Raw genomic sequence first — 13,082 nt, forward strand, 5'->3', positions numbered from 1 at the left:
GACGATGGGGACCGTCTTCTCCCTCGACGTCCGCGGCGGGGAACCGGCCGCCGTGCGCGCAGCCCTGGACGAGGCCGTCGCCGGACTGCACCGCGTCGACGAGGTGTTCAGCACCTACCGCGAGGACAGCCAGATCGCCCGGCTGCAACGCGGTGAGCTGACCGTCGCGGAGTGCGATCCCGAGGTCGCCGAGGTCCTGGAGCTGGCGGCCGAGGCGGAGCGGCTGAGCGACGGCTGGTTCAGCACGTCGTACCAGGGCCGTCTCGACCCGACCGGCATCGTCAAGGGCTGGGCGGTCGAGCGGGCCGCCCGGCGGCTGTCGGCGGTGCCGGGGGTGTGCGGGGTGAGCGTCAACGGCGGCGGCGATGTGCAGCTGCTCGGGGCGCCGGGGGCGCAGCGGCCGTGGCGCGTGGGTGTGTCGGATCCGTTGCGGCCGGGGGGTCTCGCGGCCGTCATCTCGGCGGCGGGGGTGGACGAGTTGTCCGTGGCCACGTCCGGTACGGCGGAGCGGGGCGCGCATATTCTCGACCCGCGTACGGGGCATTCGGCCGTGACCGACCTCGTCGCCGTGACGGTGGTCGGGCCGCGGCTGACCTGGGCGGACTGCTGGGCCACGGCGGCGTTCGCGATGGGGTCGCGGGAGGGCTTGGCGTGGCTGGAGTCCCTGCCGGGTGTCGAGGCGCTGTTGATCACGGCTGGTGATGAGGTGCGCTGCACCGGGGGTTTGGCTGGGCGGCTGGGGTGAGTGGGGGCCGGGGGCAGGGCGTTGCGCAGCCCGGCGGAGCGGGGTGCCGCTGCGCCCACCCGTGCCGCCCCCAGCGGCACGCATGCCCGCAGCTAAGGCGGCACGCATGCCCGCAGCTAGAAGCGGCACTCATGCCCGCAGCGGGGCCAACCTAGGGGCGCGGGGAACTGCGCGACCGGCCACGACGGCGCCACGGACGAACGACAACCCTCAGTGCCCGTTCTGCGCCAGCCTCAGCAAATGCTCCGCCAGCGCCTGCCCCCCGTCCGGCTCCCGACTGATCAGCATCAGCGTGTCGTCACCGGCGATCGTCCCCAGGATGTCGTGCAGCTCCGCCTGGTCGATCGCCGACGCCAGGAACTGCGCGGCCCCCGGCGGCGTACGCAACACCACGAGATTCGCCGAAGCCTCCGCGGAGATGAGCAGTTCCTGCGACAACCGCCGCATCCGCTCCTCCTTCGCCGACCCGCCCAGCGGCGCCCGGGGCGTACGGAAGCCCCCCTCGCTGGGCACCGCGTAGATCAGGTCGCCGTCGGTGTTGCGGATCTTCACCGCGTTCAGCTCGTCCAGGTCCCGGCTGAGCGTCGCCTGCGTGACGCTCAGCCCGTCGTCGGCGAGCAGCTTCGCCAGCTGGCTCTGCGACCGCACCGGCTGCCGGTTGAGGATGTCCACGATCCGGCGGTGGCGTGCGGTGCGGGTCTGCGGCACGGCGGGCCCGTTCGCCCCCTGCTCGTGGTCCTGCGCCTGGCTCATCGTCGTCTCATTCTCCGGATCGTCCGTCCCCGCTCACTGCCTGGAGGATGCCGGGCAGCGCCCCGAGGAAGGCGTCCACCTCGTCGTCGCCGAGGTTCAGCGGCGGCATCAGCCTGACGACGTCCGGGGCGGGCACGTTCACCAGGAATCCGGCCTCCTGAGCCGCCTGGCGCACCTGGGGCGCGAGAGGCTCGGTGAGCACGATACCCAGGAGTAGGCCCGAGCCCCGGACAAAATCGATCAACTCGTGGCCGAGGCCTTCGATCCCGTCCCGCAATGCCGCGCTCTGCCGCTTGACGTTCTCCAGCAGCCCCTCGTTCTCGATGGTGTCGAGGACGGCGAGCCCGGCCGCGCAGGCGACGGGGTTCCCGCCGAACGTCGTGCCGTGGTGCCCGGGCTGGAGCAGCTCCGCGGCCCGCCCGAAGGCGACGGTCGCGCCCAGCGGCAGCCCGCCGCCGAGCTGCTTGGCGAGGGTGACGATGTCGGGCAGGACACCCTCGTGGGCCTGGTACTCGAACCAGTGCCCGGTCCGGCCGACGCCGGTCTGCACCTCGTCGAGGACGAGGAGCGCCCCGGTCGAGGCGGTGATGGCACGGGCGGCCTTGAGGTAGCCGGCGGGCGGGACGACGACGCCGAGTTCGCCCTGGATCGGCTCGATGATGACGAGCGCGGTCTCCTCGGTCACCGCGGCGGCCAGTGCCTGCGCGTCGCCGAAGGGGACGTGGGTGACGTCGCCGGGCAGCGGCAGGAACGGCTCCCGCTTGCCGGGCTGGCCGGTCATCGCCAGGGCGCCCATGGTCCGCCCGTGGAAGGCGCCCTCGGTGGCCACCACATGGGTCCGCCCGGTCAGCCGGCCGATCTTGAAGGCGGCCTCGTTGGCCTCGGCGCCGGAGTTGCAGAAGAAGACCCTGCCGTCCCGGCCGAAGAGCCTGAGCAGCCGCTCGGCGAGGGCGACGGTGGGCTCTGCCATGAAGAAGTTGGAGACGTGGCCGAGGGAGCCGATCTGCCGGCTCACGGCCTCGACGATCGCCGGGTGGGCGTGGCCGAGGGCATTGGTCGCGATGCCGCCGACGAAGTCGAGGTAGGAGTTGCCGTCGGCATCCCGGACCCGGCTTCCCTCGCCGCTCACCAGGGGCAGCAGCGGGGTGCCGTAGTTGTTCATGAGGGCGCCCTGCCACCGCGTGGTCAGTTCCTCATTGCTCATGACTCCCCCTGTTCGCCCGGTCCCCCGGGCTTCTCGTCGGGCACGACCATCGTGCCGATGCCCTCATCGGTGAAGATCTCCAGCAGGATCGAGTGCTGGACCCGGCCGTCGATGACGCGGGCGGTGGTCACGCCGCCCCGTACGGCGTGCAGACAGCCCTCCATCTTGGGCACCATGCCGGAGGACAGGTCCGGCAGGAGGCGCTCCAGTTCGGAGGCGGTGAGGCGGCTGATCACCTCGTCGCTGTTCGGCCAGTCCTCGTAGAGTCCCTCGACGTCCGTGAGGACCATGAGGGTTTCGGCGCCCAGAGCAGCAGCGAGTGCCGCAGCCGCCGTATCAGCATTGACGTTGTAGACATGCCCGTCGTCCTGTGAGCGGGCGATCGAGGAGACGACCGGGATCCGGCCGTCGGCGAGCAGGGCCTCGATGGCGCCCGTGTCGATCGCGGTGATCTCGCCGACCCGGCCGATGTCGACGAGTTCGCCGTCGATCTCGGGCTGGTGCTTGGTGGCGGAGATGGTGTGGGCGTCCTCGCCGGTGAGGCCGACGGCCAGCGGGCCGTGCTGGTTGAGCAGCCCGACCAGCTCGCGCTGGACCTGACCGGCCAGCACCATGCGGACGACGTCCATGGCGTCCTCGGTGGTCACCCTGAGGCCGGCCTTGAACTCGCTGACGATGCCGTGCTGGTCGAGGGCCGCGCTGATCTGCGGGCCGCCGCCGTGCACGACGACCGGCTTGAGGCCGGCGTGGTGCAGGAACACCACGTCCTGGGCGAAGGCGGCCTTCAGGTCCTCGTCGACCATGGCGTTGCCGCCGAACTTGATGACGACGGTCTTGCCGTTGTGCCGGACCAGCCAGGGCAGCGCCTCGATGAGGATCTGCGCCTTGGGCAGGGCGGTGTGCTTACGCGTGACGCTCATGAGGAGTAGGCGCTGTTCTCGTGGACGTAGTCGGCCGTGAGGTCGTTGGTCCAGATGGTGGCGGTCTCGGTCCCGGCGGCCAGGTCGGCGACGATGTGGACCTCGCGGTAGCGCATGTCGACCTTGTCGCGGTCCTCGCCGACGCCGCCGTTCTTGCACACCCAGACGCCGTTGATGGCGACGTTCAGCTGGTCCGGCTCGAAGGCGGCGGAGGTCGTGCCGATCGCGGAGAGCACGCGGCCCCAGTTGGGGTCCTCGCCGTGGATGGCGCACTTGAGGAGGTTGTTGCGGGCGATGGAGCGGCCCACCTCGACGGCGTCGTCCTCGGTCGCGGCGTTGACCACCTCGACCTTGATGTCCTTGCTGGCGCCCTCGGCGTCCCGGATGAGCTGCTGGCCGAGGTCGTCGCAGACCTGCCGTACGGCCTCGGCGAACTCCTCGTACCCGGGGGTGACTTCGGCGGCGCCGGAGGCGAGCAGCAGCACGGTGTCGTTGGTGGACATGCAGCCGTCGGAGTCGACCCGGTCGAAGGTCGTCCGGGTGGCCGCACGCAGGGCCTTGTCCAGGACGTCGTTCTCCAGGTCCGCGTCGGTGGTGAGGACGACGAGCATGGTGGCGAGGCCGGGGGCGAGCATGCCCGCGCCCTTGGCCATGCCGCCGACGGTCCAGCCGTCCTTGGTGACGACGGACGTCTTGTGGACGGTGTCGGTGGTCTTGATGGCGATCGCGGCCTTCTCACCGCCGTGCTCGGAGAGCTGGGCGGCGGCCGTCTCGACGCCCGGGAGCAGCTTGTCCATCGGCAGGAGGAGGCCGATGAGGCCGGTCGAGCAGACGGCGACCTCGACGGCGCCCCGGCCGAGCACCTCGGCCACCTTCTCGGCGGTGGCGTGCGCGTCCTGGAAGCCCTTGGGGCCCGTACAGGCGTTGGCGCCGCCGGAGTTGAGGACGACGGCGGACACCTGGCCGCTCTTCAGCACCTGCTCGGACCACAGGACCGGCGCGGCCTTCACACGGTTGGCGGTGAAGACGCCGGCGGCGGCGCGGCGGGGACCGGTGTTGACCACGAGGGCCAGGTCGGGGTTGCCGTTCTCCTTGATCCCGGCGGCGATCCCGGCCGCCGTGAATCCCTGTGCTGCCGTCACACTCACGGCGCGACTCCGATCGTCGTCAGTCCCGTGGTCTCGTCGAGACCGAGGGCGATGTTCATGCTCTGGACGGCACCGCCCGCGGTGCCCTTGGTCAGATTGTCGATGGCGCTGATCACGATGATCCGTCCGGCGGCCGCGTCGTACGCGACCTGCACCTGAACGGCGTTCGAACCGTAGACGGACGCCGTGGCGGGCCACTGCCCCTCGGGGAGCAGGTGCACGAAGGGCTCGTCGGCGTAGGCCTTCTCGTAGGCGGCGCGCACGGACTCGGCCGTGACGCCGTCCTTCGCGGCGGCGCTGCACGTGGCGAGGATGCCGCGCGGCATCGGCGCCAGGGTGGGCGTGAACGACACGGAGACCGGCTCGCCGGCGGCCGCGCTGAGGTTCTGGGTGATCTCGGGCGTGTGCCGGTGCCCGCCGCCGACGCCGTACGGGGTCATCGACCCCATGACCTCGCTGCCCAGCAGGTGGGGCTTGGGCGCCTTGCCCGCGCCGGAGGTGCCGGAGGCGGCGACGATCACGGCCTCGTTCCCGGCGAGTCCGGCGGCGTACGCCGGGAAGAGGGCCAGGGAGACGGCGGTCGGGTAGCAACCGGGCACCGCGATGCGCTTGGACCCCGTAAGCCGAGCGCGGGCACCCGGCAGTTCGGGAAGGCCGTAGGGCCAGGTTCCGGCGTGCGGCGAGCCGTAGAACTTCTCCCAGGCGGCGGCGTCCGTGAGCCGGAAGTCCGCGCCCATGTCGACCACCAGCACGTCCGGGCCGAGCCGCTCGGCGACGGCGGCGGACTGCCCGTGCGGCAGCGCGAGGAAGACGACGTCGTGACCGGCGAGGACCTCGGGGGTGGTCTCCTGGAGTACTCGCCCGGCCAGGGGCAGCAGGTGCGGCTGGAGCGCACCGAGCTTCTGACCCGCGTTGGAGTTGCCGGTGAGGGCGCCGATCTCTACCTCGGGGTGGGCCAGCAGCAGACGCAGCAGTTCCCCGCCCGCGTATCCACTCGCTCCGGCCACTGCCGCACGTACCGCCATGGAACCTCCTCCTTAGAGAGCATGACTATACGTTGCGCTGCACGTTTATGCAATCCCGGCTTTGTCCCGTGCATGACCGCGGCCACGGGGAGATCATGGCAGGCGAGCAAAGGTGCGGGCAGGGTTCGGTGGCTGGAACGAAGCGTATGGGGCCGTACCCGGCGTGGGTATGTTGTGAAGGCCCCCGCGACACGCGTGACACCCGCCGACCATGGGTGGCAAGGCGCCGGGGGGCAACCACGGGGGATGCCCGCGGTGTCCACGGGGATGGCTCGCATGGCCCTGCGCATTCACTTCACCGACGACGACCTCACCCGCATCAGGTTCGCCCAGGCGCCCGACCCGATGTGGGAAGCCCTGCAGAGCATGCACATGCTCCAGACCCGGGACGGCTGGGCGGTCTTCGGCCGCTGGCGGACCCGGGTCCGCCCGGCCCTCGGCGCACCGGAACGCCAGCTGCTGCGCCTGGCCCCGCCGGTCGGCTACTCGCCGGACTTCCTCACGCCCGCCGCCGGCGAGGCAGGTCTGGAGCCGGGGATCGACGCCCTGCTGTCCACACCCCGCGCGCGATTACGCCACGATCTGCTCGAGCTCTCGGCCGACGGGCGCAGGCTTCCGCCGTGGGGCCGGGCCCTGGCGGACGGCGACGGGGCGGCCGTCCACCATCTGGGGCGGACCCTGCGGACCTACGTCAGGGCGAGTCTGGCGCCCTACTGGGATCATGTCCGCGCCCGCTTCGAGGCCGAACGCGCGCTGCGCACCCGGAACGCGGGCGCCGGCCCCGGGAGCCTGCTCGGCGCGCTGCACCCCGAACTCCACTGGCGGCCCCCGGTGCTGACGGTGGGCGGACTGCGCGTGGAGCGGGACGTGCATCTGCGCGGGCGCGGACTGCTGGTGCTGCCGTCCTATTTCTGCTGGCGCTTTCCGACCGTGCTGAAGGATGCCGCGCTGCCTCCGGTCGTCGTCTATCCCATGACGCACCAGGGCGCCCTGAACCCGGCCGACCCCGCGGCGGCTGACACCCGGGCACCGTCGCGGTCGCTGGTCGCGCTCCTGGGGCGGACCCGGGCGGAGATCCTCCGGCACGCCTCGGAGAACGGCGCCACGACCACGGAGCTGGCCCACGGCACCGGTGTCTCCGCCGCCACCGCCAGCTACCACGCCTCCGTACTGCGGGACGCGGGCCTGCTCAGCACCCACCGGCTGGGCAACGCGGTCCTGCACACCACCACCCCGCTCGGGGCCGCCCTGCTCGAAGGGCGCCACGGCTCGGCCGTTTGACGCCCGCCGGGACGAGGGCCTTTCGAAGGCGCTCTAAAGGCGGTGCGCCGGGTCCGCCCCGCTGCCCAGACTCTGCCTCAGCGATGCCGACCGCCGGGCGGACAAAGGGGATGCTGCCATGGAGAAACCGGAACCGCGCTGGGTGCTCGCCTTCGACGGGTCGTGCGCGACCTGCCGCAAGATCTCCAGCGCCGTCTCCCACGCCTGCGACGGCAAGCTCGAGGTGCTGCCACTGGACGACACCCGGGTGAGGGACTGGCGCGAGCGGGCCTACGGCCCGGACGCCCCCTGGGCGCCGACCCTGCTGCGTGCGGGCACCGGCCGGGTGCGGGCCTGGACCGGAGCGGCGATGACGCCGCCGCTCCTGCGGCGGCTCGGCCCGCGCTCCACGCTGCGTGTTCTGCGCGCCCTGGGCGACCTGCGCCGGGCGGACGCCCAGCACACCGCCGACCGTCCGGTCACGGGGCGGACCCTGCGGCGGGCTCAGTTCCTGCGGGCCGGGGCCGGTCTGGTGGTGGCGGCCGGTGTGATCATGCGCGGCAGCACTCCCGCCTTCGCCGAGAACGAGCACGAGGCGGCCCGTCGCTGGGTGCTCGCCCACCGCGGCGCACTGCCCACCACCTACGACGACGTGGTGGCGCAGCCGCTCAGCCACCGGCGCGCGATCCACGAGGCGCTGCCGCCGAAGGCCCGCAGCGGACTGTGGGCCGAGCATCTGCGGCGCTTCGGCGCCGACCGCCCGGAGCTGAGCCCGGCGCAGCGGCGGATCCTGGACCGGGCCCTGGCCGTCGCTTCCGACCCTGCGACCTTCGAGGGCGAGCCGCCCGCCGAGGTCGCGGAGCTCGGCCGGGCGGCCCGCGAGGCCTTCGGCCCGGACGGGGCGCGGGCGATGCTGGCGGTGCTGGGCCCGGCGTCGGAGGCGGCGGTGCCCGCGCCCAACTGCGAGTGCAACCGGATCGACGTGTACTGCGGCTGGGACGGCAAGTGCATCGACAACGGCTGCCGCCACACGAGCGCGGGCTGCGGAAGTCTCTACATCTATCCGTGCAACGGACTCTGCTTCAACTGACCACGGCGACCGCGTCGCCGTGCGGCGGCGCGGAGGACGGGAGTGTTCTCCATGCGTGATTCCGGGGTGCGCTGGATGCTGGCCTTCGACAGCTCGTGCGGGGCCTGTCGCACCATCTCGTCGATCGTGTACGAGGCGTGCGACGGCAAGCTGGAAGTGGTGCCGCTGGGGCGTCAGGACGTACGAGACCTGCGCGAGCGGGCGCTGGGCCCGGACGCGCCCTGGGTGCCCACGCTGCTGGCCGTGCGCGGGGGCGAGGGTGCCGGACCGGACGCCCGGGTGCGGGCCTGGACGGGTGCCGCGCTCGCCGTGCCGCTGGCCCGGCGGCTGGGACCGCGTTCCTCGGTGCAGGTGCTGCGCGCCCTGGGCCAGGCGCGGGCCGAGAGCGCGACGGGCCGGGGCAGGCTGGGGCGCGCCGAGTTCCTGCGCCTGGGCGGAGGCCTCGCGGTCGCCGCGGCCGTCCTGGTGAAGGGCACGACCCCGGCCTTCGCGCGGGACAAGGACGAGGCGGCCGCCCAGGAGTGGGTACGGGCACACGCCGACCGGCTGCCGACCCGCTACGACGACGTGGCCGCCCTGCCGGTCACCCACCGGCGGGCGGTGTTCCAGTCGCTGCCCGCCGAGGCACGCAGCGCGCTCTGGGTCGAGCACATCGACCGGTGGCGGTCCGCCCACCCCGGCCTGACGCCCGCTCAGGCCAGGGTGGTGGACCGGGCCCGGGCCGCGGCGGCGGACGTGTCGACGTTCCGGTTCGAGCGGGGCCGCCGGGGCACCGAGGAGATGCTCCGGATCGACGCCGACGCCCGTGCCGCCTTCGAGCCGGCCGCGTCGAACGCGCTGCTGGCCACCCTGGGACCGGTCGAGGCCGCCGCCCTGCCGGACTGCGAGTGCAACATCTACAGCGACAAGTGCTGGAGCAGCTCCTGCATCTCGGTGCAGAACTCGTGTGTGCGCTCCGACAGCGGATGCGGAACGCTGTGGACGTGGTCCTGCAACGGGCTCTGCTACGCATGACGGCCGGGGGGGGGGGGGGGGGGGGGGGGGCGCGCCGCCCCCCCCCCGCCCGCGCCGGGGGGGGGGGGGGGGGGCGGGCGGCGGGCGACCGCCGGGGGCGCGGAGGGCGGGGACCACGCGCCNNNNGGGGGGCGGGGGGGGGGGGGGGGGGGGGGGGGGGGGGGGCCCGGGGGGGGGGCGCGGGGGGGGGGGGGGGGGGGGCGCGGGCGGGGGGCCCCCCCCCCCCCCGCCGGCGGGTGCTACCTCTGCTTGATCCTCAGGAACGTGACGGAGTCCGCCGGGAAGGTGTACGTGAACTTCCCGGAGACGCCCCTGAAGGTGGACGTCACCGGCGTCACCGGCGTGTCCGTCTCGGTGTTCACCGCGTCCGGCTCGGCGGCCAGCGTGGTGACACGGGCGGTGGAGGCGACCTTGGCGCCGCCCAGGTCGACAACCGTGCGGGCCTCGGTGGACTGGGCGTTGACGACCTTGACGATCAGGTCACCGGTCTTGGCGTCCTTGGTCACGACCTGGCGGAAGGGCTCGGCCGGCTTGTCGTCCTTGAAGCTGCCCCATTCCTTGCCGTCCAGGAACAGGGTGACCTGGCGGCCGCGCACCTTGATGTCGATGTCGTAGGCACGTCCGGTCTCGATCGAGCCCGCCTTCGTCATCAGCGTGCCCTTGCCGCCGTCCACGGCCTGCTCGATCGCGCCCTGGGTGTTGTTCCAGCCGCCCAGGTTCCACCAGTAGTAGTTGCCGGTGTCCTTGACGCCGAAGGCGACGAGGAAGCCCTCCTTGCCGGACTTCTTGGTGGCCTTCACATGCAGGTCGTAGTCCTTCCAGGCCGGGTCGCCCGCCGTGACCATGGTGTTCTCGGTCGCGGCGTCGGTCTGGACGTACTGCCCGTCCTGGATGCTCCAGCTGCCGCGGCCGCTGGTCTTCCACTTCGAGGCGTCACCCGAGAAGTCGTCGCTCAGCAGGGTCGAGCCGTCCGCGGAGGTGACCTTCACGTCGTCGTACGCGGCGCTGGTCGCCCAGGTGGACAAGCCGACGGCACCCGTGATCGGGCCGCTGACGTTCGGCGTGGTGGTGGCCTTCGACGGGACGACCCGGTCGCCGACGTTGGTCATGAACAGCTTCTGGACCTCGTAGTTGGCCGAGTTCCAGGAGGCCCGGTTGTTGAACCAGATCATGTCGGGCCGCCACTGGACGTAGTCCTCGTTGGCGAGCAGCGGGGCGTACGAGGCGAGCTTGACGATGTCCGCGTTGCGCTCCAGGCCGGTCATGAACGCGGCTTCGGAGAGGCCGTTCTTCCAGGCGTTGCCCTGGGAGGCGTACTCGCCGAGGAAGACCTTGGGGCCCTTGCGGTCGTAGGAGTCGTAGCGGTCGTTGTTCTGCAGGAACCAGTTCGGGCTGTTGTAGTAGTGCTCGTCGACCATGTCGACCTTGCCGTCGCGGTTGAGCTGCCAGGCGGTGTCGAAGGTCGTGCCGGCGTCGTCCGGACCCGAGTTGGAGATGACGGTGATGTCCGGGTACTTCGCCTTGATGGCGGCCCGGAACTGCTCGAAGCGGGCGAAGAACTCCTTGGGGAGGTTCTCCTCGTTGCCGACCCCGATGTGGGTCAGGTGGAACGGCTTGGGGTGGCCCATCTTCGCGCGCACCTTGCCCCACGTGGAGGTCGCCGGTCCGTTGGCGAACTCGATGAGGTCCAGGGTGTCCTGGATGTGCCGCTTGAGCAGGGCGTCGTCGTCGGTCGCCTTGTTCTGGCCGCAGCCCGTGACCAGCGCGGGGACGACGGGCAGCGGCATGGCGCCGATGTCCTCGGAGAGCCGGAAGTACTCGTAGTAGCCGAGGCCGTAGCTCTGGTTGTAGCCCCAGAAGTTGGCGTTGGTGGCGCGCTCCTCGACCGGGCCGATGGTGTCCTTCCACTGGTAGCTGCGCTTGCGCTGCCAGTTCGAGGCCTCGCTGTAGTCCTCCATGGAGCCGGTGTTGACCAGGCAGCCGCCGGGGAAGCGCACGAAGCCCGGCTTGAGGGCGGCGATCTTCTCGGCGAGGTCCTTGCGCAGACCGTTCGGCTGGTTCTTGTACGTCTCGCGCGGGAACAGCGACACCTCGTCGAGCGCCGCGGCGTTCGTCGAGGCGACGGCGAGGCGGCCCCGGTTGCTGGTGCGGGTCGCGGTGAACGTGGCCTTGTACTTGGCCCAGCCGCCCTTCACGGCGACCTGGCGTGCGGTGGCCAGCGTGCCCGCGGTGTCCTTGAGCGAGACCGTGAGCGTGGTGCCGCTCTCGGCACGAGCCCACACGGAGAAGTCGTACCGTTTGCCCTTGTCGACCCGGATACCGGTGTTGTAGCCGGCGTTCGTGACGGACGAGCCGGCGCCGAGGGAGACGTAGTTGCGGTTGCGCTCGTTGAGCCTGCCGGAGTCGTTCACGACCTGGGCGGTGCCGCCGACCGCCCAGGAGGTCAGGGGCGTGTAGGAACCGTTGTCGGCGGTGGAGTACTCGAAGGATCGGTTCTGCACGAGCTCGGCGTACAGACCGCCGTCGGCGGCCCGGTTGATGTCCTCGAAGAAGACGCCGTACATCGTGTCGTCGATCGCCGCGCCCTTGGCGGACGGGTCGACGGTGATCGCGTAGTCGGTGACGTCCTCGGCGTGCGCGGGGGCCGGTACGAGGGCTGCTGCCGTCAGGAGGGCGGTGGTCGTGAGACCGAGTCTCCATCGGGTGCGGGCGGTGCGTGGCATGGATACTCCGCGGCTCTCTGGTAGAGGAGTGTTCGAAATATCAGACATTGATCAGCACTTCGAACGGCAAGATAGGGAGGGGGATCAAGCGCGTCAATGGGTCGCGCAGCAACGGCTGGGACGGAGAGCGGGGCGGAATGGGCGAGTTCTGGCCAGTGCCGGACGTACTGGCGTACCTGGCCGGACGCTGGGGCGTGACGCGGTCGGTGCGGGATCTCGCGGGCGGCGAGCAGGGGGAGTTCTCCGGAACCACCGATTTCCGGACGGAAGAGGGCGGCAGCCTGCTGCACCACGAGTCCGGCACCTTCGTCTGGCAGGGCACCGCCCGGCCCGCCGAGCGGACGCTGCGGTTCCTGCCGGGCCCGGGCGGCACCGCGGACGTGCGGTTCGCGGACGGCCGGCCGTTCCACGACCTGGACCTGACGTCCGGGCGGCATGTCGCCGACCACCCCTGCTCGGCGGACCTCTACCGCGGCGAGTTCACGGTCCGGGACGCGGACCACTGGCGGACGGTGTGGCGCGTCCGTGGCCCGGCCAAGGACCTGGTGCTGCGCACCGACTACGCGCGCGAAGTCTGAAGCGGGCTCCCCCGCTACGTACGCGAGGGCTGAGCGGACACCCCGTCGAAGCGCAGGTTCCAGCGCCCGCCCCGGCCTGTCACGGAGGTCGTCGACAGCGGGCGGACGTCGATGTTCCAGTACGTCGAGGGCGGCGCCTTCAGGGCGTAGACCAGGGCGGCGCGGATCACGGACGGCTCGGCCACCGCCACGACACGGCAGCCGTCGTCGACGGGCCGGGTGTCGAGCCAGCCGCCGACCCGGGTGATGAAGTCCATCAGGGACTCACCGCCGTGCGGTGTGGCACGCGGGTCGGCGAGCCAGGCGTCCACGGCCTCCGGCTCCCGGGCCATCGCCTCGCCCAGGGTCAGCCCGCGCCAGCGGCCCATGTCGCAGTCCCGCAGGGCGAGCTGCACGAGCGGCGCGTACCCGAGCCCCTCCCCCGTCGCACGGCTGCGCGGGGTCGGCGAGCAGTAGCGCAGCTCGGCCGCGGCGAGCGGCAGCAGCTCCTGGGCGGCATGCTCCACCTCACCCCAGCCGGCCTGGTCCAGCGGCCGGTCGTCCGCGAATCGTTCGGCGAGCAGCGGGGAGCTGCGGGCGGCGGCGACGAACGTGACCCGAAGTGGCATGCGGCGATCGTGGG

12 protein-coding genes are annotated in these 13,082 nt (G+C 72.1%); 5 read left to right on the plus strand and 7 right to left on the minus strand.

Going from position 1 to position 13,082, the window contains the following annotated elements; translation table 11 throughout:
• The first annotated feature begins 4 nt into the window (after window positions 1-4).
• A complete protein-coding gene (locus ACIBK5_RS19325) occupies window positions 5-745 on the plus strand; it encodes an FAD:protein FMN transferase (protein WP_399021287.1) in 741 nt (246 codons plus the stop codon).
• A 210-nt stretch (window positions 746-955) separates the two neighbouring features.
• Here the strand turns inward: ACIBK5_RS19325 and ACIBK5_RS19330 are convergent, their stop codons facing one another.
• From ACIBK5_RS19330 to argC, 5 genes are read right to left on the minus strand one after another with little or no spacing between them, the layout of a single operon-like run.
• On the minus strand, window positions 956-1,498 hold the full coding sequence (locus tag ACIBK5_RS19330; RefSeq protein ID WP_399021067.1) for an arginine repressor: 543 nt from the start codon (window positions 1,496-1,498) through the stop codon (window positions 956-958).
• Window positions 1,499-1,505: 7 nt separating this feature from the next.
• Window positions 1,506-2,702, minus strand: a complete 1,197-nt coding sequence (locus tag ACIBK5_RS19335) for an acetylornithine transaminase (protein ID WP_399021068.1) — start codon at window positions 2,700-2,702, stop codon at window positions 1,506-1,508.
• Complete coding sequence (argB, locus tag ACIBK5_RS19340; RefSeq protein WP_382497742.1) at window positions 2,699-3,622, minus strand: acetylglutamate kinase; 924 nt, start codon at window positions 3,620-3,622, stop codon at window positions 2,699-2,701. The genes ACIBK5_RS19335 and argB overlap by 4 nt, the downstream gene beginning before the upstream one ends.
• A complete protein-coding gene (gene argJ, locus ACIBK5_RS19345; protein WP_399021069.1) occupies window positions 3,619-4,770 on the minus strand; it encodes a bifunctional glutamate N-acetyltransferase/amino-acid acetyltransferase ArgJ in 1,152 nt (383 codons plus the stop codon). Before argJ ends, argB begins: the two co-directional genes overlap by 4 nt.
• Complete coding sequence (gene argC / locus ACIBK5_RS19350; RefSeq protein ID WP_399021070.1) at window positions 4,767-5,795, minus strand: N-acetyl-gamma-glutamyl-phosphate reductase; 1,029 nt, start codon at window positions 5,793-5,795, stop codon at window positions 4,767-4,769. Before argC ends, argJ begins: the two co-directional genes overlap by 4 nt.
• Window positions 5,796-6,071: 276 nt before the next feature.
• On the opposite strand from argC, the gene ACIBK5_RS19355 reads away from it, so the two are divergent.
• From ACIBK5_RS19355 to ACIBK5_RS19365, 3 genes are all read left to right on the plus strand, one after another.
• Window positions 6,072-7,076, plus strand: a complete 1,005-nt coding sequence (locus ACIBK5_RS19355) for a helix-turn-helix domain-containing protein (protein WP_399021071.1) — start codon at window positions 6,072-6,074, stop codon at window positions 7,074-7,076.
• Between the two features lie 118 nt (window positions 7,077-7,194).
• Window positions 7,195-8,145, plus strand: a complete 951-nt coding sequence (locus ACIBK5_RS19360) for a bacteriocin fulvocin C-related protein (protein ID WP_399021072.1) — start codon at window positions 7,195-7,197, stop codon at window positions 8,143-8,145.
• 51 nt (window positions 8,146-8,196) lie between these two features.
• Window positions 8,197-9,159, plus strand: coding sequence for a bacteriocin fulvocin C-related protein (locus tag ACIBK5_RS19365; protein WP_399021073.1), 963 nt, complete (start codon window positions 8,197-8,199; stop codon window positions 9,157-9,159).
• Window positions 9,160-9,398: 239 nt separating this feature from the next.
• Here ACIBK5_RS19365 and ACIBK5_RS19370 read toward each other — a convergent pair whose 3' ends face one another.
• Window positions 9,399-11,882: an alpha-L-arabinofuranosidase C-terminal domain-containing protein gene (locus ACIBK5_RS19370; protein WP_399021074.1), complete on the minus strand. Its 2,484-nt coding sequence runs from the start codon at window positions 11,880-11,882 to the stop codon at window positions 9,399-9,401.
• Window positions 11,883-12,019: 137 nt separating this feature from the next.
• Here ACIBK5_RS19370 and ACIBK5_RS19375 point away from each other — a divergent pair, with 137 nt between their 5' ends.
• Window positions 12,020-12,460, plus strand: coding sequence for a DUF6314 family protein (locus ACIBK5_RS19375; RefSeq protein WP_399021075.1), 441 nt, complete (start codon window positions 12,020-12,022; stop codon window positions 12,458-12,460).
• 14 nt (window positions 12,461-12,474) lie between these two features.
• Here ACIBK5_RS19375 and ACIBK5_RS19380 read toward each other — a convergent pair whose 3' ends face one another.
• Window positions 12,475-13,068 carry a histidine phosphatase family protein gene (locus ACIBK5_RS19380; protein WP_399021076.1) on the minus strand — a complete coding sequence of 198 codons (594 nt, stop codon included), beginning with the start codon at window positions 13,066-13,068 and terminating at the stop codon, window positions 12,475-12,477.
• Window positions 13,069-13,082 lie beyond the last annotated feature (14 nt).

The organism is Streptomyces sp. NPDC050546 (genome assembly GCF_044457425.1).
Lineage (GTDB): Bacteria > Actinomycetota > Actinomycetes > Streptomycetales > Streptomycetaceae > Streptomyces.

Excerpts from the sequence above, each read along its gene's own strand:
- ACIBK5_RS19325 (WP_399021287.1), top strand. The coding sequence starts at position 5 with ATGGGGACCGTCTTCTCCCTCGACGTCCGCGGCGGGGAACCGGCCGCC.
- ACIBK5_RS19330 (WP_399021067.1), bottom strand. The coding sequence starts at position 1,498 with ATGAGCCAGGCGCAGGACCACGAGCAGGGGGCGAACGGGCCCGCCGTG.
- ACIBK5_RS19335 (WP_399021068.1), bottom strand. The coding sequence starts at position 2,702 with ATGAGCAATGAGGAACTGACCACGCGGTGGCAGGGCGCCCTCATGAAC.
- argB (WP_382497742.1), bottom strand. The coding sequence starts at position 3,622 with ATGAGCGTCACGCGTAAGCACACCGCCCTGCCCAAGGCGCAGATCCTC.
- argC (WP_399021070.1), bottom strand. The coding sequence starts at position 5,795 with ATGGCGGTACGTGCGGCAGTGGCCGGAGCGAGTGGATACGCGGGCGGG.
- ACIBK5_RS19355 (WP_399021071.1), top strand. The coding sequence starts at position 6,072 with ATGGCCCTGCGCATTCACTTCACCGACGACGACCTCACCCGCATCAGG.
- ACIBK5_RS19360 (WP_399021072.1), top strand. The coding sequence starts at position 7,195 with ATGGAGAAACCGGAACCGCGCTGGGTGCTCGCCTTCGACGGGTCGTGC.
- ACIBK5_RS19365 (WP_399021073.1), top strand. The coding sequence starts at position 8,197 with ATGCGTGATTCCGGGGTGCGCTGGATGCTGGCCTTCGACAGCTCGTGC.
- ACIBK5_RS19370 (WP_399021074.1), bottom strand. The coding sequence starts at position 11,882 with ATGCCACGCACCGCCCGCACCCGATGGAGACTCGGTCTCACGACCACC.
- ACIBK5_RS19375 (WP_399021075.1), top strand. The coding sequence starts at position 12,020 with ATGGGCGAGTTCTGGCCAGTGCCGGACGTACTGGCGTACCTGGCCGGA.
- ACIBK5_RS19380 (WP_399021076.1), bottom strand. The coding sequence starts at position 13,068 with ATGCCACTTCGGGTCACGTTCGTCGCCGCCGCCCGCAGCTCCCCGCTG.